This window comes from Pantoea sp. Fr+CA_20 (assembly GCF_024520835.1).
GTDB lineage: Bacteria > Pseudomonadota > Gammaproteobacteria > Enterobacterales > Enterobacteriaceae > Pantoea > Pantoea allii.
This window is the reverse complement of sequence record NZ_JALNPN010000002.1, coordinates 127,133-150,577: the sequence shown is the minus strand read 5'-3', so window position 1 is coordinate 150,577 and position 23,445 is coordinate 127,133. Positions and strand designations below refer to the sequence as shown.

At 52.5% G+C, this 23,445-nt stretch carries 21 protein-coding genes and 1 tRNA gene; 18 read left to right on the top strand and 4 right to left on the bottom strand.

What is annotated here, in order from left to right; translation table 11 throughout:
* Window positions 1-57: 57 nt before the first annotated feature.
* The 4 genes from NR177_RS03170 to pmrA form a co-directional block, all read right to left on the bottom strand.
* Window positions 58-145, bottom strand: a tRNA-Ser gene (locus tag NR177_RS03170).
* 206 nt (window positions 146-351) lie between these two features.
* Window positions 352-891 (bottom strand): peptide-methionine (S)-S-oxide reductase MsrA, encoded by a 540-nt coding sequence (msrA, locus tag NR177_RS03165; protein ID WP_256852279.1) that lies wholly within the window; start codon window positions 889-891, stop codon window positions 352-354.
* A 354-nt stretch (window positions 892-1,245) separates the two neighbouring features.
* On the bottom strand, window positions 1,246-2,316 hold the full coding sequence (gene pmrB, locus NR177_RS03160) for a two-component system sensor histidine kinase PmrB (protein WP_256852278.1): 1,071 nt from the start codon (window positions 2,314-2,316) through the stop codon (window positions 1,246-1,248).
* A gap of 5 nt (window positions 2,317-2,321) precedes the next feature.
* On the bottom strand, window positions 2,322-2,999 hold the full coding sequence (pmrA, locus tag NR177_RS03155) for a two-component system response regulator PmrA (RefSeq protein WP_256852277.1): 678 nt from the start codon (window positions 2,997-2,999) through the stop codon (window positions 2,322-2,324).
* A gap of 96 nt (window positions 3,000-3,095) precedes the next feature.
* Here pmrA and NR177_RS03150 point away from each other — a divergent pair, with 96 nt between their 5' ends.
* The 18 genes from NR177_RS03150 to NR177_RS03065 all read left to right on the top strand — a co-directional run bounded on the left by NR177_RS03150 (window position 3,096) and on the right by NR177_RS03065 (window position 23,415).
* Window positions 3,096-3,443 (top strand): hypothetical protein, encoded by a 348-nt coding sequence (locus NR177_RS03150; RefSeq protein ID WP_063879928.1) that lies wholly within the window; start codon window positions 3,096-3,098, stop codon window positions 3,441-3,443.
* Between the two features lie 462 nt (window positions 3,444-3,905).
* Window positions 3,906-4,694, top strand: coding sequence for a trehalose-phosphatase (otsB, locus tag NR177_RS03145; protein ID WP_256852276.1), 789 nt, complete (start codon window positions 3,906-3,908; stop codon window positions 4,692-4,694).
* Complete coding sequence (gene otsA / locus NR177_RS03140) at window positions 4,691-6,127, top strand: alpha,alpha-trehalose-phosphate synthase (protein WP_063879926.1); 1,437 nt, start codon at window positions 4,691-4,693, stop codon at window positions 6,125-6,127. The genes otsB and otsA overlap by 4 nt, the downstream gene beginning before the upstream one ends.
* 1,028 nt (window positions 6,128-7,155) lie before the next feature.
* Window positions 7,156-7,506, top strand: coding sequence for a flagellar transcriptional regulator FlhD (gene flhD / locus NR177_RS03135; RefSeq protein WP_006120236.1), 351 nt, complete (start codon window positions 7,156-7,158; stop codon window positions 7,504-7,506).
* The gene (gene flhC / locus NR177_RS03130; RefSeq protein ID WP_063879925.1) at window positions 7,506-8,084 is read left to right on the top strand and encodes a flagellar transcriptional regulator FlhC; all 579 of its coding nucleotides are present in this window, start codon (window positions 7,506-7,508) and stop codon (window positions 8,082-8,084) included. The genes flhD and flhC overlap by 1 nt, the downstream gene beginning before the upstream one ends.
* A 130-nt stretch (window positions 8,085-8,214) precedes the next feature.
* Window positions 8,215-9,102, top strand: coding sequence for a flagellar motor stator protein MotA (motA, locus tag NR177_RS03125; RefSeq protein WP_172897397.1), 888 nt, complete (start codon window positions 8,215-8,217; stop codon window positions 9,100-9,102).
* Window positions 9,099-10,361, top strand: coding sequence for a flagellar motor protein MotB (gene motB / locus NR177_RS03120; protein WP_256852275.1), 1,263 nt, complete (start codon window positions 9,099-9,101; stop codon window positions 10,359-10,361). Before motA ends, motB begins: the two co-directional genes overlap by 4 nt.
* Before the next feature lie 11 nt (window positions 10,362-10,372).
* Window positions 10,373-12,367, top strand: a complete 1,995-nt coding sequence (gene cheA / locus NR177_RS03115; RefSeq protein WP_218994643.1) for a chemotaxis protein CheA — start codon at window positions 10,373-10,375, stop codon at window positions 12,365-12,367.
* A gap of 23 nt (window positions 12,368-12,390) precedes the next feature.
* Complete coding sequence (gene cheW / locus NR177_RS03110; protein ID WP_013026106.1) at window positions 12,391-12,888, top strand: chemotaxis protein CheW; 498 nt, start codon at window positions 12,391-12,393, stop codon at window positions 12,886-12,888.
* Between the two features lie 265 nt (window positions 12,889-13,153).
* Window positions 13,154-14,716 carry a methyl-accepting chemotaxis protein gene (locus tag NR177_RS03105; protein WP_063879921.1) on the top strand — a complete coding sequence of 521 codons (1,563 nt, stop codon included), beginning with the start codon at window positions 13,154-13,156 and terminating at the stop codon, window positions 14,714-14,716.
* A gap of 109 nt (window positions 14,717-14,825) precedes the next feature.
* A complete protein-coding gene (locus NR177_RS03100; RefSeq protein WP_063881193.1) occupies window positions 14,826-16,502 on the top strand; it encodes a methyl-accepting chemotaxis protein in 1,677 nt (558 codons plus the stop codon).
* 82 nt (window positions 16,503-16,584) lie between these two features.
* On the top strand, window positions 16,585-17,457 hold the full coding sequence (gene cheR, locus NR177_RS03095; RefSeq protein ID WP_063879920.1) for a protein-glutamate O-methyltransferase CheR: 873 nt from the start codon (window positions 16,585-16,587) through the stop codon (window positions 17,455-17,457).
* Window positions 17,457-18,506: a chemotaxis response regulator protein-glutamate methylesterase gene (locus NR177_RS03090; RefSeq protein ID WP_063879919.1), complete on the top strand. Its 1,050-nt coding sequence runs from the start codon at window positions 17,457-17,459 to the stop codon at window positions 18,504-18,506. Before cheR ends, NR177_RS03090 begins: the two co-directional genes overlap by 1 nt.
* Window positions 18,507-18,545: 39 nt before the next feature.
* Window positions 18,546-18,935 carry a chemotaxis response regulator CheY gene (cheY, locus tag NR177_RS03085; protein WP_013026101.1) on the top strand — a complete coding sequence of 130 codons (390 nt, stop codon included), beginning with the start codon at window positions 18,546-18,548 and terminating at the stop codon, window positions 18,933-18,935.
* A gap of 9 nt (window positions 18,936-18,944) precedes the next feature.
* Window positions 18,945-19,586, top strand: a complete 642-nt coding sequence (cheZ, locus tag NR177_RS03080) for a protein phosphatase CheZ (protein ID WP_063879918.1) — start codon at window positions 18,945-18,947, stop codon at window positions 19,584-19,586.
* Window positions 19,587-19,788: 202 nt separating this feature from the next.
* Entirely contained in the window at window positions 19,789-20,940 is a 1,152-nt protein-coding gene (gene flhB / locus NR177_RS03075) for a flagellar biosynthesis protein FlhB (RefSeq protein ID WP_063879917.1), read from the top strand.
* Window positions 20,933-23,026, top strand: a complete 2,094-nt coding sequence (gene flhA, locus NR177_RS03070) for a flagellar biosynthesis protein FlhA (protein ID WP_256852274.1) — start codon at window positions 20,933-20,935, stop codon at window positions 23,024-23,026. The genes flhB and flhA overlap by 8 nt, the downstream gene beginning before the upstream one ends.
* Complete coding sequence (locus tag NR177_RS03065; RefSeq protein ID WP_063879915.1) at window positions 23,023-23,415, top strand: flagellar protein FlhE; 393 nt, start codon at window positions 23,023-23,025, stop codon at window positions 23,413-23,415. Before flhA ends, NR177_RS03065 begins: the two co-directional genes overlap by 4 nt.
* The last annotated feature ends 30 nt before the right edge of the window (window positions 23,416-23,445 follow it).

Here is a 23,445-nt window from a genome sequence, read left to right as displayed (position 1 = left end):
TCAGCGGAGAATAGGTAAAAAAAAGCCTGAACGTGAGTTCAGGCTCTTCTTTGAAGATGGCGGTGAGAGGGGGATTCGAACCCCCGATACGTTGCCGTATACACACTTTCCAGGCGTGCTCCTTCAGCCACTCGGACACCTCACCGCAAATTGTCGCTGACCGCGCTGGGTCAACGGGGCGCTACTATAGGGAGTCGGCCTGAAACGGTCAAGCACTATTTTTCTCTTTTGTTCTATTCGCTTAAGCTCTGAACGAATCGCATTAAGGCTGCGCAAAAGTCGGTTTTTTAGTGCAAAAAACGCGACAGTGCACAGCGCATTTGTCGGGAAGATTCGCCAGGATGCGTAAGCTTACTGCGCGCTTTTAACCCGGTTAGCAAAACTCTTACGCAGCTTTTGCAGTTTAGGTGGAATCACCGCCATGCAGTAACCGTTGCGCTGACCGGCACCTTCCCAATAATCCTGATGATAACCTTCCGCCGGATACCATGCTTTTAACGGCTCAATAGTGGTCACGATCGGGTCATTGTGATCCTGCTGAGCGCGCGCAATGGCCGCCAGGGCTTCTGCTTCCTGCTCCGGCGTCTCAACAAAAATAGCGGAACGGTACTGTGTACCGATGTCATTGCCCTGACGATTAAGCTGGGTCGGATCGTGGGTCGCAAAGCTGATGTCCAGCAAATCGCCGTAGCTGACCTTCTCAGGATCAAAACCAATACGAATGGCTTCGGCATGGCCGGTGGCACCGCTGCATACCTGCTCATAGGTCGGATTAGGGCGCTCGCCGCCGGTATAACCACTTTCCACTGACTCAACGCCGATCACATCTTTAAATACCGCTTCTGTACACCAGAAACAGCCGCCTGCGATCACTGCATATTCGATAGCCATAAAGTTACTCCTGTCTGGTCTGAAGGAAAGAGGTGGGGATGGGATCGATCGTTTTCAACGCCACAAGGCAATTCACTCCGTGTCAGCCTGTAGCAGGGTCAGGAAATGACGTGAGGCGAATGACTTAGCGTAGCAGGGATTGCTTGCCTGTGCCTGAAGGGAAACCTGAGGGCAGTGCGGTTTAATGTTTCCTTAATATAAGGAAGAGATACTGCATAAAACGTTACCGGAGAGACCAATGAAAACCACTAGCGTATCCGTCAGTTCTGTTTCGTCGCGCAGCAGCAGCGAATATCTTGCTACCATGATTGCCGTCTGCACAGTGATTGCCTTCCTGGCCTGCTGGTTCAACGGTTAAAGCACGCCAGCGAAGTTTACCCTGGCGCGGCAGCCTGAGCGGTCAGGGCGATTTTCCAGCAGAAATTGTCCGTTATGCAGGTGGACAATCCGGCTGACAATACTCAATCCCAGCCCGATGCCGCCATAGCGCGTATCCATGCGCACAAACGCTTTGCTCAGTTCACCGCTCATACTCTCGTCAATCCCGGCCCCTTCATCCTCTATTACCAGCGACATGCCGGTGGCGTTTTCAAGCCGAACCGTAATGTTGCCTTCGGGTGGGCTATAGCGATGGGCGTTCTCGACCAGATTACGCAGCAGCATCCTGAGCAATATGGCATCACCTTTAACCACGAAAGCGTTTTCAACGTCCAGAGTGAGTGTCTGGTTACGCGCCTCCAGCATCGCGCTCAGCTCGGCTTCCATCGGCAGGATCACCTCATCCACCATCGCGACATTCTGGTAGCTGCCAGAGGTAAACTGCTGACCGGCACGCGTGAGTTGCAGCAACTGGGCGACATTTGCAGTCATCTGATCCAGCCGCTGTAATAAAGGCTGAGTATCGACCGCCTGATTACGTTGTAACAGCTCAAGATGTAACCGCAGCCCGGCCAAAGGCGTCCGCAGCTCATGGGCAACATCGGCAGTGAAGAGTCGTTCACGTTCCAGACTGGCGGTTAAGCGCGCGACGAGCCGATTAATAGCCTGCGTCACCGCGTCAATCTCCTGCACCGAGCCTTCAAAGACAATCGGTTCCAGATTCACTTCACTGCGACTTTCGAGTTCGTGCTGCAGTTGATAAAGCGGGCGCGTAATCCATCTTACCGCCTGATAGCACAGCAGCAGCGTCAGGGTAATCATCACCAGGCTTGGCAAGGCAAGGCTGACGATGGCTTCGCGCACTTCTTTATTAACGTGCTTATCCATATTGCGGTTATGCAGATGGGCTTCAACCAAAAACTGTACCTGCTCTTTGCTTTCATGCCAGAGCCACGCAACGCTGATCAACTGAAAAAACAGCATGATCAGGCCAATCGTGAGCATCAGCCGAAAACGCATCGTGGTGCCAGCGCGATAAGGATTCATGGTTATCACGACTCTTTTTCTGTACGCGACGGCGATAAGGCATAGCCGAAACCGCGCACTGTACGGATCATGCTTTTGCCAATTTTGTCGCGTAGGTTATGAATATGAACTTCAAGCGTATTGGTGGAAGGTTCATTATCAAAGTTGTAGATGTCCTGATACAGCAACTCGCGATGAACCGGATGGCCCGCCTTAAGCATCAGGCGGGACAGGATGGAGAACTCTTTTGGTGTGAGGTCCAGTAGCGTATTGTCCAGATGAATCTGGCGGTGAGTCATATCCAGCGACAGATTACCCACCTCGACGCGGGAGTCACCCTGATTAACGTGACGCCTGATCAGCGCACGAATCCGGGCCAGCAACTCATCCAGTGCAAAAGGCTTTATCAAATAGTCATCAGCCCCGGCGTCCAGTCCCGCAATGCGCTCCTCTATGGTATCGCGAGCGGTCAGGATCAACACCGGCTGCATCTGCTTTTGCCGACGCAAACGTTGCAACAAATGCAGCCCGTCTTCATCTGGTAGGCCGATATCCAGAACCAGTAGGCTATAGAGCCCATTAGCCAGATGCGCTTCTGCGGAACGCACCGTCGAAACACCATCACAAACGTAGCCTGCACCTTCCAGCGCCAGTACCAGTCCCTGTAAGAGCAGGGCATCGTCTTCAACAATCAATATCTTCATAATCGTTTTTTGGGGACCTTTACCAACCAGCGCAGGTTATTGGAAGAGAGGTTGCAGCGCCTCCGCCTCAACAGACTCGGATTTCTCAGGACATGCATGTTGAGCATTTTGACCGAAAACCAGAAGGCCGCCTATCGAATCCGGGGAAATGCGACTTTTACATCGCACGACGAATATCTGTTACAGGCATCCCGTACTCAATGCCTGAATGATACCGCGTTTACGCCGGCGGCCTGCCCGCATTTGCTAAGACCAGAAAGCGCGTTAACGTGCACGTTTATCGTAAAGCACGCATCCCTTTCGGCAAATACAGCGTTCAGCATCGGTAAAAATAATCTAATCAGTAAAAAAGGACAGTGCGCCAATTTAAAAAGGAATCATCAGAAAAAGAGGGTAGCCATACGCTATAAGAAAAAACAATTAATCACCCTTATTATCAATTGAGGAATATTCATTTAACCCAGAAGCAAAAGCCGGGATCAAAATGTCCAGAACAGACAGGACATATTTGCCGACAATAATATTGTCGAGTCTGCCTGTGAAAGATTAGGAAAACCTTAAACAGGTCCATTTATTACATTTATGTTTCGTCTGGATTTGCGCAAAAACGATCCAGTAATCGCGAAATGCAAGTGAAATTTTCTACGATCCTGTTAAAGCGAGACGGCTGGCACGGGAAATGCATATTTCTGGCAGAACAGAAGATAGCGACTACACTTTATGTGGCGACAATGACAGTCAGCGGGTTTATCAGCATTGAAACGCGTTTGTTTTTGGAGATAACGTTCTTGAATTGCAGGGTTTTACCACGCACTCTCCTTACTTCATATGGCCTTGAGCCAACCTCTTGCTGAAATCCCTCTGCTGTAATGTCCTGATGATGAACCTATTTACAGGAGAAGACACGTGACCCAGACGGCAGATAGTGATGCCTCATTCCCGTCATTGAGCGGCGGTCTGTATGCCTTCTTTTTTGATGTTGATGGCACGCTGGCAGCGATTCAGTCCCAGCCAGATGCCGTTTTCATTCCAGAAAATGTCGTCGCACAACTGCAACGGCTCTCATCTTTATGCCACGGCGCACTGGCGCTGGTCTCAGGCCGACCCGTTGAACAACTTGACGCACTGGCGGCTCCTCTGCGTGCACCAGCAGCGGGCGTTCATGGCGCAGAACGGCGCGATGCGACAGGCGAGCTGCACCGGGTGACCTTGCCGGACGACGTTGAGCGTCCGCTAAAAATCATGCTTGAGAATGCAATGGCGCAGTGGCCCGGCACGCAACTTGAAGCCAAAGGCATGGCGTTTGCGCTGCATTTTCGTCGCGCACCGCAGTACGAGCAGGATGTCATGCAGCTGGCAGAGGCGGCAGTCAGCCGTTTTGATGGCCTTGCGCTGCAGCCAGGCAAATGCGTCGTTGAAATCAAACCTAACGGTATTGATAAAGGCGCAGCCGTCCATAAATTTATGCAGGAAGCGCCATTCTCAGGCCGTATCCCCGTATTTATCGGCGACGACCTTACAGATGAAAAAGGATTCGCTGCAGTGAATGCGATGCAGGGGATCTCGATAAAGGTCGGAGAAGGCCCAAGCGAGGCACGTTATCGTTTACATGACGTTACGGATGTCTATGCCTGGCTTGAAAGAACACGATTACAATTAGAGAAAGACAACGTTGGTAAGGAGTTTAGGTTATGAGTCGTTTAGTGGTTGTATCTAACCGTATCGCCATGCCAAATGGGAACAAAACCAGTGCAGGCGGCCTTGCAGTCGGTATTCTGGATGCGCTTAAGAGTACTGGCGGACTCTGGTTTGGCTGGAACGGTGAGATTAGTGAGTTTTCAGGCGAGGAAGAAAATCCGGTATCGGTCATGGAGCACGACGGTATTGAGTACGCTTCTTTCCCTTTAAGCCAGAACGAGTACGATCTCTACTACTGCCAGTTCTCCAACACCGTTATCTGGCCTGCCTTCCATTACCGCCTGGATTTAGTGCAGTTCCAGCGTGAAGCCTGGGAAGGCTACTGCGAGGTAAATGATGCGGTGGCACAGCGCCTGAAGCCATTGATCCAGCCGGATGACATCTTGTGGATTCATGATTACCACTTTTTGCCGTTTGCTGCCGCGTTGCGTCGGGCAGGCATCAACAACCGTATCGGTTTCTTCCTGCATATTCCGTTCCCTACACCGGAAATTTTCAATGCGCTGCCTCCGCATCAGGAACTGCTGGAGATGCTGTGCGAATACGATTTACTGGGTTTCCAGACAGAATCAGATCGCGTCGCCTTTCTCGACAGCGTCAGCCAACTGACCCAGTTGCAGAACAAGGGTGATAAGAAACATCGCGCCTACGGCAACACCTTTATGACTGAGGTTTACCCTATCGGGATTGAACCAGACAGCATTAAAGAGATGGCAGAAGGGCCGCTGCCACCGAAGATGGCCGCGATGAAAAAAGAGCTCGGCGATGCGCGTAATATCATTGCCTGTGAACGGCTGGATTACTCTAAAGGGCTTCCCGAGCGCTTCCTGGCTTATGAAGCGCTGCTGGAAAACTATCCTCAACATCGGGGTAAAATCCGCTACTCGCAGATCGCGCCAACGTCACGTGGTGATGTGCAGGCTTACCAGGACATCCGCCATCAGCTTGAAACCGAAGCAGGGCGCATCAACGGTAAATACGGTACGCTTGGCTGGACACCGCTCTATTACCTCAACCAGCACTTTGATCGTCGCTTGCTGATGAAAATCTTCCGCCTAACCGACGTCGGTTTAGTCACACCGTTGCGTGATGGCATGAACCTGGTGGCGAAAGAGTATGTTGCGGCGCAGGACCCGGATGACCCAGGCGTACTGGTGCTGTCCCGTTTTGCCGGTGCAGCTAATGAGCTGACTTCGGCATTGATAGTGAATCCTTATGATCGGGATGAAGTGGCCGCAGCGTTGGACAAGGCCATTACCATGCCCCGTACAGAAAGGATTTCACGCTATAACGACATGATGGCGGTATTACGCAAAAACGATATCACCGCCTGGCGTGAAAGCTTCTTACGCGATCTGGAAAAGATTGCGCCACGTAGCGCAGATCATGGAATAGCGAATAAAGTGGCAACCTTTCCTAAACTCGCCTGATGCCTCAGCAAGCCACGGATGGCTTGCTGTTTGCCGTACTTATCCCTTACCTCGCAAAACCCTTGCTCATCCCCACAAAACGCGTCTGGCCTCGCCAGTCCCATGCCTCAGGTTTCTAATAGGTTATCCTTAACGCAAAGCCTCACCTGACCTGCGGCTGTACGGTATGACGCCATTCTGACCTCAGGATCAGTTACAAAAATGGCAAAACACTATTTTTACCTGGTTAAGCTAAAGTTCTCTTCAATTCTGCCGATAGTCTAAGTGCACAAAAGTATCCTGCCTGCAATTCATTCACGTTCTTAATGTAACTCCTTGTTACATCGACGATCGCCTCCTAAACACCTTGCTGTCGGCCTTTATACCGGATTGTCAGAAAGCGCCTAATCCTTCTGAGCTGCCTTTCATTACTGGTTGTCTTCAGGGGCCAGTAAACGTCTAACTGTCTAATTTGAATACGAATAATTGTTTCTGGTGACAGAGTATTCCACTGGTTTTATGGTTTTGGCTGGTTCTAAATAGGGCGCAAATTGCATTCGCGAACATAAACGTGAGCTCAACCACCCTGTTTCAATTCCGTCTTGGTTTTGTTGCCAATTAAGTCCTTGTCAGGACAAATCCCTACAAAAAAAACACGGATTTGTTCAAAAATTAGCCACGCAAAGTGTGATCATAAAGTATTTCTGAAGAAAATAGGGGCAAAAATGTGACCTGCGTCACACTTTATCTAAAATTTAACCTAACTGTCGTTGTATGTGAGGATCAGACGATATAGATTTGCCTTGTTTTCGGATTAGTCTTAAAAAATGTGAAAAGACCTCACGGAAGAAGGTTAACGACTTAAGAATAAAGTGGACTGAAAAATGACTTCTGACCCGGACGTAAAAGGGTCACAAAAAGAAGCAGTGCTCAGAACCATTGGCTGTTTATGATTAATTATTTTGCCATCTTTAGATTTACCAACCAGCAGCTCGATACGCAGAGAAGTTATCTGCGGTAAGTTACGTCGCGTCTCTCAGGATGGAAAAATGGGTACATCTGAATTACTAAAACATATTTACGATATCAACTTGTCATATTTACTGCTCGCGCAGCGATTAATTAACCAGGAAAAAGCTTCGGCAATGTTTCGCCTCGGGATTGATGAAAAGATGGCAGACGCATTGTCTGAATTAACCTTACCTGAAATGGTAAAATTAGCTGAGACCAATCAACTTGTGTGTCAGTTTCGTTTTACCGATAGCACCGTTATTAATCGCCTGACGCAGGAATCACGCGTGGATGATTTACAACAAATCCACACCGGGATTCTGTTATCCAGCCGTTTACTACGCAGCGCGTCTAAAGACGCCGCGCCTACTAAAAAGAGGGCGGTATAATGGGTGAAAAAAGTATTGTTCAGGAAGCACGTGATATTCAGCTCGCGATGGAGTTGATCACACTGGGTGCACGCTTACAAATGCTGGAAAGTGAAACCCAGCTTAGCCGCGGTCGCCTGATTAAACTGTATAAAGAGTTGCGTGGTAGTCCGCCACCAAAAGGCATGTTGCCTTTCTCTACTGACTGGTTCATGACGTGGGAACAGAATATTCACTCTTCCATGTTCTGTAACGCCTGGACTTTCTTACTGAAAACCGGTTTGAGCAAAGGTATTGATGCGGTAATTAAAGCCTATCGTCTCTATCTTGAGCAGTGCCCGCAATCGGACGAGGGCCCGCTGTTGGCGCTGACACGCGCCTGGACCCTGGTGCGATTCGTTGAAAGCGGTATGCTGGAATTATCTGACTGCAAAAGCTGCAATGGTAGCTTTATTAATCATGCACATCAGCCCATTGGCAGTTTTGTTTGCAGCCTGTGCCAGCCGCCATCACGTGCCGTAAAAAGACGTAAACTTTCTGCAGATACTGCCGATATCTTTCCACAACTGCTGGATGAACAGGTTAAACAAGCCGTTTAAATTTGTTCGCAATGTGGAAGTCATCCAGCAGCGGTTAATCCCGCTGCTTTTTTTTTGCCTCCATGTGGTGAATATCACCTGGGTCTCTGGCTTAACGTCGACCAACACGTTACGGACGTAAGGATTTTTTGTGCTGATAATTATAGGTTACATCGTTGTATTAGGTTCCGTGTTGGGCGGATACGCTTTAGTAGGCGGCCATCTTGGCGCGCTGTACCAGCCTGCTGAACTGTTGATGATCGCCGGTGCAGGTCTGGGTGCTTTTCTGGTGGGGAACAACGGTAAGGCGATCAAAAAGACGCTGAAAGCCCTGCCGCTGCTGTTTCGTGGGTCCAAATACAACAAAGCGGTGTACATGGACTTAATGGCCCTGCTTTACAGGTTAATGGCGAAATCTCGCCAGCAAGGCATGTTATCGCTGGAACGCGATATTGAAGATCCTGCGCAGAGCGAAATTTTTGCTAATTATCCCCGCATCTTAGCCGATAAACAGTTAGTAGATTTCATCACTGATTATTTACGCCTGATGGTCAGCGGCAACATGAATGCGTTTGAGATTGAAGCATTGATGGATGAAGAGATTGAAACCTACGAACACGAGTGTGAAGTGCCTGCGCAAAGTATCGCAGCAGTGGGCGATGGCCTGCCAGCCTTCGGTATCGTCGCAGCGGTGATGGGTGTGGTACATGCCCTGGCATCCGCCGACCGACCAGCCGCAGAGTTAGGCGCGCTGGTTGCACATGCGATGGTGGGAACCTTCCTCGGGATTTTGCTGGCATACGGTTTTATTTCGCCTCTGGCGTCAGTATTACGTCAGAAATGTGCTGAAACGACCAAAATGATGCAGTGCGTCAAAGTGACATTGCTGTCCAGCCTGAATGGCTACGCACCGCAAATCGCCGTCGAGTTTGGTCGTAAAACGCTTTACTCAGCCGAACGTCCTTCGTTCAGCGAACTGGAAGAGCACGTTCGCAACGCGAAGAACCCGGCTAAACAGACTTCGGATCAGACCTCATGAAACATGGCAATCGCCCAATTGTGCTGATTAGAAAGCGCAAACATAAAAAACATGAAGGAGGACATGGCTCATGGAAAATTGCCTATGCCGACTTTATGACGGCGATGATGGCATTTTTTATGGTGATGTGGCTGCTGTCGATCGCCAGTCCACAGCAGTTGATCCAGATAGCGGAATATTTTCAGACGCCATTAAAAGTGGCGCTGACGGGTGGACAGCGAAGCAGCGATAGCAGCAGTCCTATCCCCGGCGGCGGTGACGATGCGACCAGGAAGGATGGCGAAGTTAAAAAGGTTGTGGATATGGATGCGCAGAAACGCAAGCTGGATGAGATTCGCCTCAACCGGTTGCGTGAAAAGCTCGACCAGCTGATCGAAGCCGACCCACGCCTGAAAGCACTGCGTCCGCATTTGATCATCAATATGGTGGAAGAAGGGCTGCGTATTCAGATTATCGATAGTCAGAATCGCCCAATGTTCAAAACCGGCAGTGCTGAAGTTGAACCTTATATGCGCGATATTTTGCGTGCGATTGCACCGGTTTTGAATGATATCCCCAACCGAATAAGTATCGCGGGGCACACGGATGACATTCAGTATGCCAGGGGCGATAAAGGCTACAGTAACTGGGAGCTGTCGGCTGACCGTGCCAATGCTTCACGTCGTGAGCTGGTGATTGGTGGCCTGGATGGTGGGAAAATTCTTCGTATCGTCGGCATGGCTGACACGATGAAACTGAAAAACCGCGGTGGTGATGATGCAGTAAACCGCCGTATTAGTCTGCTGGTCTTGAACCATGATACCGAAGCAGCGATTGAAAAAGAGAACGCTGAAAGTGACGCCGTTCAGGTCAGCGATCCGGCAGCCATTGAAAAGGTGACCGCAACCTCAGCTTCAATAGGGAATGCGGTAGACAAAGTAACGTCTGCACCTTCATCCGCTGCCACATCCGCGGGTGCGGCTAAATCAGCCACATCCACGCCGCCATCATCATCGAGCGGTGCGGTGAAAACAGGAACTTCCACGCAGCCAGCGTCTTCGGCGGGTGCGGTGAAAACAGCAACATCCGCACAACCAGCGTCTTCGACTGGTGCGGTAACCACAGTATCTCCTGCACCGTCAGCTTCGTCGACGAGTGCGGTGATAACAGTAACCTCTGCACCGCCAGCGTCATCGGCTGGTGCGGGTAAAATAACCTCCGCGCCGCCAGCATCATCGGCGGGTGCGGTGACTACAGCAGCCCCCTCACAGCAGAGGTGATTCCCGTGAGCATGGACATCAGCGATTTTTACCAGACGTTTTTTGATGAAGCCGATGAGCTGTTAGCGGATATGGAGCAACACCTGTTGGGACTCGATCCCCAGGAGCCAGACTCTGAACAGCTTAACGCCATCTTCCGCGCCGCCCATTCTATTAAAGGCGGAGCCGGAACCTTTGGTTTTACGGTTTTACAGGAAACAACCCATATCCTGGAAAACATTCTGGATGGTGCTCGTCGCGGCGAGATGCAGCTCAGCACCGACATCATCAATCTGTTTTTGGAAACTAAAGACATTATGCAGGAACAGCTAGATGCTTATAAAACCGCGCAAGAGCCTAACGCGGAAAGCTTCAAGTATATCTGTGAAGCATTACGCCAACTGGCGTTAGAGGCTAAAGGTCTTCCGGTTGCAGCACCGGTTGTGGTTTCACTTGATGTGCCAGTAAGTCAGGCAGAATCAGCGAAAGCGGGCGCAGACAGCGTCCACCTGCAGCTGGTCGATCTGAAAGAAAAAGACATCGACCTGATGCTGGAAGAGCTGGGTAACCTCGGCACGCTCAGCGACGTCAAGAAAGGCTCGACGTCTCTTGAGTGCCACATCACTGGCGTCGGTAAAGACGATATAGTTGCCGTACTCTGCTTTGTGATTGATGAAGCACAGATTCGCTTCCCGAGCGCAGACGCCGACGCTGCTGCAGTGGCGGAAAGCGATGCTGAGCCTGAGGTTGCAGAAGTGCAGACCGCTACCGTCACCGAATTGCCGGTTGCTGCCGTCAAGCGCGAAAGCAAACGTGTTGCCGCACCGGCCAAGACCAGCGAATCGAGCAGCATCCGCGTAGCCGTAGAAAAAGTCGATCAGTTGATTAACCTGGTGGGCGAACTGGTGATTACCCAGTCTATGCTGGCACAGCGTTCAGGTGAGCTGGACCCGGTGGCCCATGGCGAACTGCTGAACAGCATGGGGCAGTTGGAGCGTAATGCACGCGACCTGCAAGAGTCGGTGATGTCGATTCGTATGATGCCGATGGAATATGTGTTCAGCCGCTTTCCGCGTCTGGTTCGCGATTTGGCCAGCAAACTGGGCAAAGAAGTCGAGCTGACCTTACTCGGCAGTTCTACCGAACTGGATAAGAGCCTGATCGAACGTATCATCGATCCGTTAACGCATCTGGTGCGTAACAGTCTTGACCACGGTATTGAGTCGCCGGACAAGCGTATTGCCGCAGGAAAAGTGGCAACGGGCAACCTGACGCTGTCGGCAGAACATCAGGGCGGCAACATCTGTATTGAAGTGTCAGATGATGGTGCGGGCCTTAACCGTGAACGTATTCTTGCTAAAGCCCTCACATCCGGCTTGCCGGTTCACGAAAACATGAGCGACGAAGAAGTTGGCATGTTGATTTTCGCCCCTGGCTTCTCCACCGCAGAACAGGTAACCGATGTGTCTGGTCGTGGTGTGGGCATGGATGTGGTGAAACGGAATATCCAGGAAATGGGTGGTCACGTTGAAATTGCCTCTAAACAAGGTAAAGGCACCACGATCCGTATCCTGCTGCCGCTGACGCTGGCCATTCTGGACGGTATGTCAGTGCGCGTAGCCGATGAGGTCTTCATTCTGCCGCTGAACGCGGTGATGGAATCATTACAGCCTCGCGCAGAAGAGTTAAAACCGCTGGCGGGTGGCGAGTGTGTTCTGGAAGTCCGTGGTGAATATCTGCCGCTGGTTGAGCTGTGGAACGTCTTTGATGTGAAAGAGGCCAAAACAGAAGCGACGCAAGGCATCGTGGTGATCTTGCAAAGCGCGGGCAAGCGTTACGCGCTGCTGGTAGACCAGTTAATCGGTCAGCATCAGGTTGTCGTTAAAAACCTGGAAAGCAACTATCGCAAAGTACCAGGTATTTCAGCCGCCACCATCCTCGGCGATGGCAGCGTGGCGTTGATTGTTGACGTTTCGGCGTTGCAATCACTTAACCGTGAAAAACGTGTGGCCGGCGCTGCCGCCTGATTGATAACGAAAAGGTAAATAACATGAGTGGAATGGCAACCGTGACAAAAATTGCTGGCGAAACCGTTGGTCAGGAATTCCTGGTGTTCACGTTGGGTGATGAAGAGTACGGCATCGATATTCTTAAGGTTCAGGAAATTCGCGGCTACGATCAGGTAACGCGCATTGCTAACACGCCTGACTTTATTCGCGGCGTGACCAACCTGCGTGGCGTTATCGTGCCCATCATCGATTTGCGTGTGAAGTTTGCACAGGCCGATGTTGAGTACAATGAGAATACGGTCGTAATCGTCCTTAATCTGGAAAACCGCGTAGTCGGTATCGTGGTTGATGGCGTTTCTGATGTCCTGTCTTTAACGCAGGAACAGATCCGTCCTTCACCAGAGTTTGCGGTGACAATGTCCACCGAGTACCTGACCGGTCTGGGTGCACTGGGCGACCGCATGTTGATTCTGGTCGACATCGAGAAGCTGCTGAGCAGCGAAGAGATGGCGCTGGTAGACAACCTGCGTACTGCCTAATCTTCCTTCACGGGTCAGTGAACGCTGGCCCGTGTTGATCTCCATAGCTTTCTGCATTCTCGCCTGCTTCAAACGCGTTAACAGCGTTCGCAATATGTTAATTCTTCTCGCGTTGTCTGTGATCGTTCCCGCTAAATAACACAATTAACTGATATCAATAATTACAAAAGCCTTAAACGCTGCTTTTTCCTCGAACTTCACTAAAACATCTCATCTTCTCGCCGATACAGCCCCTGCACTTTACTTATTACGCTCGGGGAAAACGATGTTAAAACGAATAAAAGTGGTGACCAGTCTTATTGCGGTACTGATGCTTTTCGGTGCCATGCAGCTGCTATCGGGCAGTCTGTTCTGGTCAGCGCTGCACAAAGATAAAGAGGCCTTTGCCCTGTCGCAAATTTCCACCCGAAATGTTGCGGCGATGACCGATGCTTATATGGCGCTGAATCAGTCACGTACCACGCTCAACCGCGCCATGCTGCGCTTACAAACCAGCCTGGCGACACAGATGAATGGCGGTCAGCTGGAGAGCCTGACAGATAAAGCCATCAGCGAGGCTAACAAAGGTGAACAGTTCCTGACGGAGTTTAACGCCATTCCTGAAACGCCAGGGGCCGATACCGAATTGCGCGATCAGCTGCAACACAATTTTGCCGCCTACCTGACCGGACTGCGCGGCATGATCGCCAGCCTGAAAGCGAAAGATCTGGAAGGCATGTTTAAACAAAACATTGAGCAGAAACAGCAGGCGATGCAGGCCACCTATTCAACATGGCGCATGAAGCAGAGTGAACTGTCTGCGCACGGGGCAGAGCAGAACCAGCAGGCCTTTACCCAGATGATGTGGCTGCTTGGCATGGTTGGCGTACTGGTTATCGTTGTCATCATGGGCTGTTGGTTTGGGCTGCGCCAGCTTCTTATTCATCCTCTGCAACGTCTGCTGGTGGATATTCGGACCATCGCCTCTGGCGACCTGACGCAACCCATTCTGGTGGAAGGCCGCAATGAGATGAGTCAGCTGGCAGAGGGCATTCATGAGATGCAACGCTCTCTGGTTTCCACGGTGGGTGAGGTGCGCAGCGGATGTGATGCCATTTTCACCGGTGCCAGCGAAATCGCTGCTGGAAACAACGATCTTTCTGCCCGTACGGAAGAGCAGGCGGCATCGCTTGAACAAACCGCTGCCAGCATGGAGCAGTTAACCGCGACGGTGAAACAGAATGCGGATAATGCCCGCCAGGCTTCTCAGCTGGCGCAAACGGCATCGGAAACTGCGCTGCAGGGCGGCAAGGTGGTGGACGGTGTTGTAACCACCATGAAAGAGATTGCCGGTAGTTCGAAGAAAATTGCTGACATCATTAGCGTGATTGATGGCATTGCTTTCCAGACCAACATTCTGGCGCTTAACGCCGCCGTCGAAGCGGCACGTGCAGGTGAGCAGGGCCGTGGCTTTGCCGTCGTGGCGGGTGAAGTGCGCAATCTGGCGCAGCGCAGTGCCCAGGCCGCTAAAGAAATTAAAGGCTTGATCGAAGACTCCGTCGCGCGCGTTGACAGCGGTTCGCTCCAGGTTGAAAGCGCAGGCAGCACCATGAATAACATCGTTGGCGCTGTAACGCGCGTCACCGACATCATGGGCGAGATTGCGTCTGCTTCTGACGAACAAAGTCGCGGCATCGACCAGGTAGGTCAGGCCGTAACGGAAATGGATCGCGTGACGCAACAGAACGCCTCACTGGTTGAAGAGTCCGCCGCCGCCGCCGCTGCGCTGGAGCAACAGGCCAGCTCACTGTCACAGGCCGTGGCCGTATTTAAAATTTCCCGCTTATAAGTTTTCCAACACTTTTTACGGCCAGCGTGAACCTCTCTTCACGCTGGCCGTAAAGTTCCGCACGTCCGGGCCGATAAACAGAATCGAATTGCTAATGAATGAGGTTTCTATGTTTAGTCGAGTACGTGTTGTCTCCGGTCTTCTATGTGTATTGGCACTGTTCGCATTACTGCAAATTTTTTCAGGTGGTGTGTTTTACAAGACGGTGACGGAAGATAAAGAAAACTTTGCCTATAACCAACGTCTGAGTACTCTTCAACGCGCCATGGGCACCTCCTGGGTGGCACTGGTTCAGGCGCGAAATACCTTAAACCGCGCCGGAATTCGTTATTTACAGGACGGACAAATGGCGGGTTCAGGTGCCACGGTAAAAGAATTAGTGGCGCTGGCAGATAGCGAATTAAAGCGCGCCGAGGAAGGCTATGCCTTGTTCAACGCGAATCTTTCTGAGAAAGGCAAAAGCGCAGCTAACGTGCTGACGCTGCAGGCGAACTATAAGCAGTTCCATGACGGGCTCGCTGAACTGATTGTGTTTCTGGGTAACGGTAACTTTAAGGGATTTGTTGATCAGCCGACGCAGAGCTATCAGGACAAATTCCAGAAAGACTACGATGACTGGCTCAATTATAACCTTAAGCTGAGCCAGCAGGGTGTGGATGCCAATGATGCCGCCTATAAGAGCATGATTATGCTGGTGATCGGTACGCTGGCGGTCACGCTGTTAGTGATCGTGCTGGTATGGAACCTGATGCGAAGCCTGCTTATTCGCCCGCTTAAACAAAGCATCGAACACATTCAACATATCGCGAATGGCGATCTGACGCAGCCGATTCATATCTCGGTGCGTAACGAAATTGGCGATTTGCTGACCTCCCTGCAAGACATGCAACAGGCGCTGGTGCGTACTGTCAGCACCGTACGTGACGGTGCTGATGCGATTTATACCGGTGCCAGCGAAATTGCTGTTGGCAATAACGATCTCTCGTCCCGAACGGAACAGCAGGCGGCGTCGCTGGAGCAAACGGCGGCCAGCATGGAGCAGCTTACCGCCACCGTGAAGCAAAATGCGGAAAACGCCCGTCAGGCGTCAAAGCTGGCGCTTAACGCCTCTGAAACCGCGCAGCAGGGCGGCAAAGTCGTGGATGGCGTGGTGACAACCATGAAAGAGATTGCCGGCAGTTCGCGCAAAATTGCTGACATTATCAGCGTGATCGATGGTATCGCTTTCCAGACCAATATTCTGGCGCTTAACGCCGCCGTTGAAGCCGCGCGCGCAGGCGAACAGGGCCGTGGCTTTGCTGTCGTCGCGGGTGAAGTGCGTAACCTGGCCCAGCGTAGTGCGCAGGCGGCCAAAGAGATTAAAGGGCTGATTGAAGATTCTGTTGGTCGGGTTAACACCGGCTCAGTCCTGGTCGAAAGCGCGGGCGACACCATGAGTGAAATCGTCAGCGCGGTGACGCGCGTTACCGACATCATGGGTGAAATTGCCTCTGCATCCGACGAGCAAAGCCGTGGCATTGACCAGGTGGGCCAGGCGGTGACGGAGATGGATCGCGTGACACAACAGAATGCTTCACTGGTTGAAGAGTCTGCTGCAGCCGCGGCTGCACTGGAAGATCAGGCCAGTAACTTAAAACAAGCGGTTTCTGTCTTCAATATTGGTAAAGAAATTGTCACGCAGGCCGTTAACAAGACTACGGCGGTAAAAAATTTACGTTTAGAAAGTCCGTCAGAAGGTATTCGCCAGCCATCACCCCGCGGTGATGAGAACTGGGAAACCTTCTAATTGCCTGGATGGCCCAACCGCTGATGTGCGGTTGGGCGTAGCAGCAGATGTTCAACAGGTTTAGTTCATGCCAGGTGCAAAGATGAAGAAATCGACGTTATTAGATCAACCGGAGGCGACCACGCTGCTGTCACAAATGGTACAGCGCTTGCCCCTCTCCGATACCCATTTTCGCCGTATCAGCCAGCTCATTTATCAGCGTGCGGGTATTGTGCTGGCCGATCATAAGCGCGAGATGGTTTACAACCGTCTGGTTCGTCGTCTGCGCACGCTGAATATTGATGACTTTGGTCGCTACCTGGCGCTGCTAGAGAATGATCAGAACAGTGCAGAGTGGCAGGCGTTTATTAATGCGTTAACCACCAACCTGACGGCTTTTTTCCGTGAGGCGCATCATTTTCCAATCCTGGCGGAACATGCACGTAAACGTCAGGGTAATTTTAGCGTCTGGAGTACGGCTGCCTCAACCGGCGAAGAACCTTACTCTATCGCGATTACGCTGGCAGAAACATTGGGCGCGGGACCGGGTAAATTCCAGGTTCACGCCAGTGATATCGATACCCAGGTGTTGGAGAAAGCCGTGGCGGGCGTTTACCGCCAGGAAGAGCTGCGCACGCTGTCGCCTGCACAGTTACAGCGTTTCTTTTTACGTGGCACGGGTCCGCATGCTGGCATGGTTCGTGTACGTCCGGAACTGGCGAACATGGTGAACTACAGCCAACTTAATTTGCTGGCAAACGACTGGGCCTTACCCGGACCTTTCGATGCGATTTTTTGCCGCAACGTAATGATCTATTTCGATAAAGAAACACAAGAAAAAATTCTACGTCGTTTTGTTCCACTGCTTAAGCCTGGCGGCATCCTGTTCGCCGGACACTCAGAGAACTTCAGCCAGATTAGTAAAGAGTTTTGGCTGCGTGGGCAAACCGTGTATGGACTGACGAAGGAAAGATGATGAGCAAAATTACCGTGATGTGCGTAGATGACTCTGCGCTGATGCGGCAACTGATGACCGAAATCATCAACAGTCATCCTGATATGGAAATGGTGGCGACTGCCCCCGATCCATTAGTGGCACGCGATTTAATTAAACAGTTTAATCCGCAGGTGTTAACGCTGGATGTGGAAATGCCGCGCATGGATGGCCTGGATTTTCTTGAAAAACTGATGCGTTTACGGCCGATGCCCGTCGTTATGGTGTCATCACTGACCGGACAGGGCTCAGAAATCACGTTGCGCGCGCTGGAGTTAGGCGCCATTGATTTCGTCACCAAGCCGCAGTTGGGTATTCGTGAAGGTATGCTGGCCTACAGCCAGATGATTGGTGACAAAATTCGCGCCGCTGCCCGGGCACGTCTGCATGTGCGTAACGTGATGCCAGCACCGCTCACGTTGAAAGCCGGCCCGTTGCTGAGTAGTGAAAAGTTGATTGCCATTGGTTCATCAACGGGGGGCACAGAAGCGATTCGTCACGTTTTGCAACCGTTACCCGCGACCAGCCCGGCGCTGCTGATTACACAACATATGCCGCCAGGTTTTACCCGTTCCTTTGCTGAACGGCTGAATAAGCTGTGTCAGATCACGGTGAAGGAAGCGGAAGACGGCGAGCGTATTCTGCCTGGCCATGCCTACATTGCGCCCGGCGCGATGCATATGGAACTGGGCCGTAGCGGTGCCAACTACGTGGTGAAACTGAATGAAGGTCCGCCGGTCAACCGGCATAAACCTTCCGTCGATGTCTTATTTAAATCGGTTGCGATCAACGCAGGGCGTAATGCCGTCGGCGTCATCCTGACCGGTATGGGTAACGATGGGGCTGCAGGCATGCTGGAAATGCATCGCGCCGGCGCCTGGACCATCGCTCAAAATGAAGCAAGTTGTGTCGTTTTTGGCATGCCACGCGAGGCGATAGCCAGCGGTGGCGTGAGCGAAGTAGTGGATTTAAGCAACATCAGCCAGCATATGCTGGCGAAAATTAGCGCCGGACAGGCATTGCGTATATAACAGGCCCGTCCTGCCGGGCGAGATAACACAGGAGTAGATATGGCTGATAAAAACATGCGCTTTTTGGTAGTGGACGACTTCAATACGATGCGTCGTATTGTGCGTAACCTGCTGAAAGAGCTGGGCTTCAATAACGTAGAAGAAGCAGAAGACGGCGTTGATGCGTTAGGCAAACTCAAGGCAGGTGGTTTCGATTTCGTGATCTCTGACTGGAACATGCCGAATATGGATGGCCTGCAACTGCTGCAGACCATTCGTGCCGATGCTGCCATGGCGAGTCTGCCGGTACTTATGGTGACGGCGGAAGCGAAGAAAGAAAACATTATTGCTGCCGCTCAGGCGGGTGCAAGCGGCTACGTAGTTAAGCCGTTTACGGCCGCCACGCTTGAAGAAAAGCTGGGCAAAATTTTTGAAAAACTGGGTATGTAAGGAGATGTGATGAGCGACCTTCCGAAATCAGCTGAGCAAGCCGCGGCACATGATATTATTTCCCGCATCGGTTCACTGACCCGCATGCTGCGTGACAGTCTGCGTGAGCTGGGGCTGGATCAGGCCATTGCAGAAGCTGCTGAAGCCATTCCTGACGCCCGCGACCGTCTGGACTATGTAGTACAAAAGACCGCCCAGGCGGCCGACCGGGCGCTGAACAGCGTCGAAGCTGCGCAACCGCACCAGGATAAAATGGAAGCGGGAGCGGTAGCGCTGAAAGGACGCTGGGATGCGTGGTTTGAAAATCCAATTGAACTTGCCGACGCGCGCGAACTGGTGACGGATACGCGTGAGTATTTAGGGGAAGTGCCTGAGCACACCTCTTTTACTAACAAGCAGTTGCTCGACATCATGATGGCGCAGGATTTCCAGGACCTTACCGGTCAGGTTATCAAGCGCATGATGGATGTGATCCAGGAAATCGAGCGCCAGCTGTTGATGGTGCTGCTGGAAAACATGCCAGAAGTCAGCGCCGAGAAACGTCAGGTTGGCACCACGCTGCTCAATGGCCCGCAGGTAAACTCTGCTGCGCCAGGCGTTGTGGCTAACCAGGACCAGGTTGATGACCTGTTGGATAGCCTGGGCTTTTAACCGCCAGCCTGTCTGGCGATGGCTGACCCACAACCGGGTCGCCATCGCCCCCTTCTTCAAGATGGCCTGTTTCTGACAGGCCACTTCTCTTTTCTCTTTTGCCATCCGTGAAAGAGCGCGTGTTTTTCACGTTTTATCCACGCTTTAACCAAACCCAAATTTGGCATTCTATGCTCAGAATTCCTGCCAACCGAGGTGTGTGGTGTCAGAAAATAGCGACGAAGACAAAACAGAATCGCCCACGGCCCACCGACTTGAAAAAGCACGTGAAGAAGGCCAGATTCCGCGTTCGCGCGAACTGACCTCATTGCTGATGCTGTTAGCCGGCATCATGATTTTATGGATTGGCGGCACCATGATGGCTCACCGACTGGGTGCCATGGTGTCAACCGGGTTACGTTTTGACCACGGCATGGTCACCGATGACAAAATCATTATTGCCCATGTCGGCAATCTGATTATGCAGGCTCTTGGCGCACTGTTGCCGTTACTGGGTGGGCTGGTTCTGGTCGCCATCGCCTCGCCGATGCTACTGGGCGGCGTGGTGATTAGCGGTAAATCCATCAAAGTGGATTTCGGCAAGCTTAATCCGCTGACGGGCTTTAAACGTATGTTTGCGGCGCAGGCATGGACCGAACTGTTTAAAGGGATACTGAAAACTATCCTGGTTGGCTGTGTGGCAGGCTGGTACATCTGGACGCACTGGCCGGATATGCTGCGTCTGATTGCCGAGTCACCCACAACGGCACTGATTCACGGCATGGATATGATTGCCATCTGCTGTTCGCTGGTCATGCTCGGGTTGATCCCCATGGTGGGCTATGACGTTTTCTGGCAGCTGTACAGTCACTTTAAAAAGCTGCGCATGTCGCGTCAGGAAATTCGCGATGAGCACAAGCAGCAAGAGGGTGATCCGCATGTTAAAGGACGCATCCGTCAACAGATGCGTGCCGCAGCCCGGCGTCGCATGATGGCTGATGTCCCCAAAGCGGATGTGATCGTCACTAACCCGACGCACTATTCGGTTGCTCTGCAATATAACGAGAAAAAGATGAGTGCACCGAAGGTCATCGCCAAGGGCGCAGGGGATATTGCCTTACGCATTCGTGAACTGGGCGCGGAACATCGTATCCCGGTTCTGGAAGCACCGCCGCTGGCGCGTGCGCTGTACCGACATACTGAAATTGGACAACACATTCCGGGCGCGCTGTATGGCGCTGTGGCAGAAGTGCTGGCCTGGGTCTGGCAGCTACGTCGCTGGAAGCGCGAAGGCGGCCTGATACCCGTAAAACCTAAAGACCTGCCGGTCCCGGCAGAGATGGACTTTGCAGGAGAGAACAAAAACGATGGCTAATCTGGCCGCTAAACTACGCCTACCGGGCAACTTCAAAGACATGCAGTGGCAGGTGCTTGCTGGCCCGGTCCTGATCATCATGATTTTGTCGATGATGGTCCTGCCGTTACCGCCATTCATCCTGGATCTGTTGTTCACCTTCAACATTGCCTTGTCGATTATGGTGCTGCTGGTCGCGATGTTTACCCAGCGGACGCTGGAATTTGCGGCGTTCCCGACCATTTTGCTGTTTTCGACCTTACTGCGCCTGGCGCTGAACGTCGCCTCAACCCGTATCATTTTGCTGGAAGGTCACACGGGTGCGGCCGCAGCCGGACGGGTGGTTGAAGCCTTTGGCCACTTTCTGGTCGGGGGCAATTTTGCCATCGGTATTGTGGTGTTTATCATCCTGGTGATTATCAACTTTATGGTAATCACCAAAGGTGCTGGCCGTATCGCTGAAGTGGGCGCGCGTTTTGTGCTTGATGGGATGCCCGGTAAACAGATGGCCATCGACGCCGACCTGAATGCGGGGTTGATTGGTGAAGATGAGGCGAAACGCCGCCGTGCCGAAGTCACCCAGGAAGCCGACTTTTACGGCTCAATGGACGGTGCCAGTAAGTTCGTACGCGGTGATGCCATCGCGGGCATTATGATCATGGTAATCAACGTGATCGGTGGACTGTTGGTCGGTATCGTTCAGCACGGGATGGCCGCAGGACAGGCGGCAGAGACTTATACGTTGCTGACCATTGGTGACGGCCTGGTCGCCCAGATTCCGGCGCTGGTTATCTCCACGGCGGCCGGTGTGATTGTGACCCGCGTAGCGACCGACCAGGACGTGGGTGAGCAGATGGTGGGGCAGCTGTTCAAAGATCCCCGCGTGTTGATGCTGAGTGGCGGGGTGATTGGTTTGCTGGGCTTAGTGCCGGGCATGCCAAACTTTGTTTTCCTGCTGTTCACCGCCGCATTGCTGGGCCTGGCATGGTGGTTACGTGGCCGTGAAATGCAGCCTAAAGCGAATATCGAATCGCCGGGCAGCCTCACCAAATCCATGGACACACCGGCATCGGCTGAAGCCTCCTGGACCGATGTCCAACTGGAAGATACGCTGGGCATGGAAGTGGGCTACCGCCTGATTCCGATGGTCGATCATAACCAAAACGGCGAACTGCTCGGTCGTATCCGCAGCATTCGTAAAAAGGTGGCGCAGGACGTCGGGTTCCTGCCTCCTGTGGTGCATATCCGCGACAACATGGAATTGCCACCAGCCCGCTATCGTATTCTGATGAAAGGCGTGGAAATTGGCAGTGGTGATGCCTATCCGGGACGTTGGATGGCGATCAACCCAGGCACCGCCGCAGGGACCTTACCGGGTGAAGCCACGGTGGACCCGGCCTTTGGCCTTGCCGCCGTCTGGATTGATGGCGCGCTGAAAGAACAGGCGCAGATTCAGGGCTTTACCGTGGTGGAAGCCAGTACCGTGGTGGCAACTCACCTTAATCATCTCATTGGTCAGTATGCCAGCGAGCTGTTTGGTCGTCAGGAAGCACAGCAACTGCTGGACCGCGTCTCTTCAGAGATGCCTAAACTGACCGAAGATTTGGTGCCGGGCGTTATCAATCTGACCACCCTGCATAAAGTTCTGCAAAACCTGCTGGTAGAGCGTGTCTCAATTCGCGATATGCGCACCATTATTGAAACCCTGGCGGAGCACGCCCCGGTACAAAGCGATCCGCAGGAATTAACCAGCGTGGTACGCGTGGCATTGGGTCGGGCAATTACCCAGCAGTGGTTCCCGGGTAACGGTGAAGTTCAGGTGATTGGACTGGATGCCACACTGGAGCGCCTGCTGCTGCAGGCCCTGCAGGGCGGTGGCGGACTGGAACCGGGGCTTGCCGACCGCCTGTTAGCGCAGACACAAGAAGCATTGCAGCGTCAGGAGATGATGGGCGCACCGCCGGTATTACTGGTGAATCATCCATTACGTGCCTTACTGGCCCGCTTCCTGCGCCGTAACATGCCGCAGCTGGTGGTGCTGTCAAATATGGAATTAAGCGATAATCGCCAGATTCGAATGACCGCCACCATCGGAGGCAAACAATGAGATCGATGATGCTGTTTGCGCTACTGCTGCCGATGTTTGCTCAGGCCGCAGATGGCGCATGGAGTGCCAGCGCCGCAGGGCCGTTGCTGGTCAATCGCGGGAGCTGGCAATCGTCCCAGCCGTTGACGCCGCCGGGAGAGGTCAAAGGGGCAATCAGCCTCGTAAACTGGCGCTATCAGTTTACCCAGCCTGCGCCGTCAGGCCTGCAGGTTCGGCTTTGTGCTGAGCAGCGTTGTACCGATCTGGAGGGGGCAAATGGTGGGACGCGCGGTCTTACCGGGGTTGCCGCAGGTGAAACGTTGCACATGGTGTTTGGTTTCGCCGGCAGCGGAAGCTTACCGCCGGGACTAAAAGTGGTCAGCACAGAAGTGACGGTCAATTATCACTGAGTCGGGCCATCAACCGGCTCATGTCAGACC

What these genes read in the sequence shown, in the direction of transcription:
- cheZ (WP_063879918.1), top strand. Translation starts at nt 18,945, where the DNA reads ATGAGCGACCTTCCGAAATCAGCTGAGCAAGCCGCGGCACATGATATT.
- flhC (WP_063879925.1), top strand. Translation starts at nt 7,506, where the DNA reads ATGGGTGAAAAAAGTATTGTTCAGGAAGCACGTGATATTCAGCTCGCG.
- motB (WP_256852275.1), top strand. Translation starts at nt 9,099, where the DNA reads ATGAAACATGGCAATCGCCCAATTGTGCTGATTAGAAAGCGCAAACAT.
- cheR (WP_063879920.1), top strand. Translation starts at nt 16,585, where the DNA reads ATGAAGAAATCGACGTTATTAGATCAACCGGAGGCGACCACGCTGCTG.
- cheW (WP_013026106.1), top strand. Translation starts at nt 12,391, where the DNA reads ATGAGTGGAATGGCAACCGTGACAAAAATTGCTGGCGAAACCGTTGGT.
- otsA (WP_063879926.1), top strand. Translation starts at nt 4,691, where the DNA reads ATGAGTCGTTTAGTGGTTGTATCTAACCGTATCGCCATGCCAAATGGG.
- NR177_RS03065 (WP_063879915.1), top strand. Translation starts at nt 23,023, where the DNA reads ATGAGATCGATGATGCTGTTTGCGCTACTGCTGCCGATGTTTGCTCAG.
- msrA (WP_256852279.1), bottom strand. Translation starts at nt 891, where the DNA reads ATGGCTATCGAATATGCAGTGATCGCAGGCGGCTGTTTCTGGTGTACA.
- flhD (WP_006120236.1), top strand. Translation starts at nt 7,156, where the DNA reads ATGGGTACATCTGAATTACTAAAACATATTTACGATATCAACTTGTCA.
- NR177_RS03105 (WP_063879921.1), top strand. Translation starts at nt 13,154, where the DNA reads ATGTTAAAACGAATAAAAGTGGTGACCAGTCTTATTGCGGTACTGATG.
- pmrB (WP_256852278.1), bottom strand. Translation starts at nt 2,316, where the DNA reads ATGAATCCTTATCGCGCTGGCACCACGATGCGTTTTCGGCTGATGCTC.
- NR177_RS03090 (WP_063879919.1), top strand. Translation starts at nt 17,457, where the DNA reads ATGAGCAAAATTACCGTGATGTGCGTAGATGACTCTGCGCTGATGCGG.
- flhA (WP_256852274.1), top strand. Translation starts at nt 20,933, where the DNA reads ATGGCTAATCTGGCCGCTAAACTACGCCTACCGGGCAACTTCAAAGAC.
- pmrA (WP_256852277.1), bottom strand. Translation starts at nt 2,999, where the DNA reads ATGAAGATATTGATTGTTGAAGACGATGCCCTGCTCTTACAGGGACTG.
- NR177_RS03100 (WP_063881193.1), top strand. Translation starts at nt 14,826, where the DNA reads ATGTTTAGTCGAGTACGTGTTGTCTCCGGTCTTCTATGTGTATTGGCA.
- cheA (WP_218994643.1), top strand. Translation starts at nt 10,373, where the DNA reads ATGGACATCAGCGATTTTTACCAGACGTTTTTTGATGAAGCCGATGAG.
- cheY (WP_013026101.1), top strand. Translation starts at nt 18,546, where the DNA reads ATGGCTGATAAAAACATGCGCTTTTTGGTAGTGGACGACTTCAATACG.
- NR177_RS03150 (WP_063879928.1), top strand. Translation starts at nt 3,096, where the DNA reads ATGTTGAGCATTTTGACCGAAAACCAGAAGGCCGCCTATCGAATCCGG.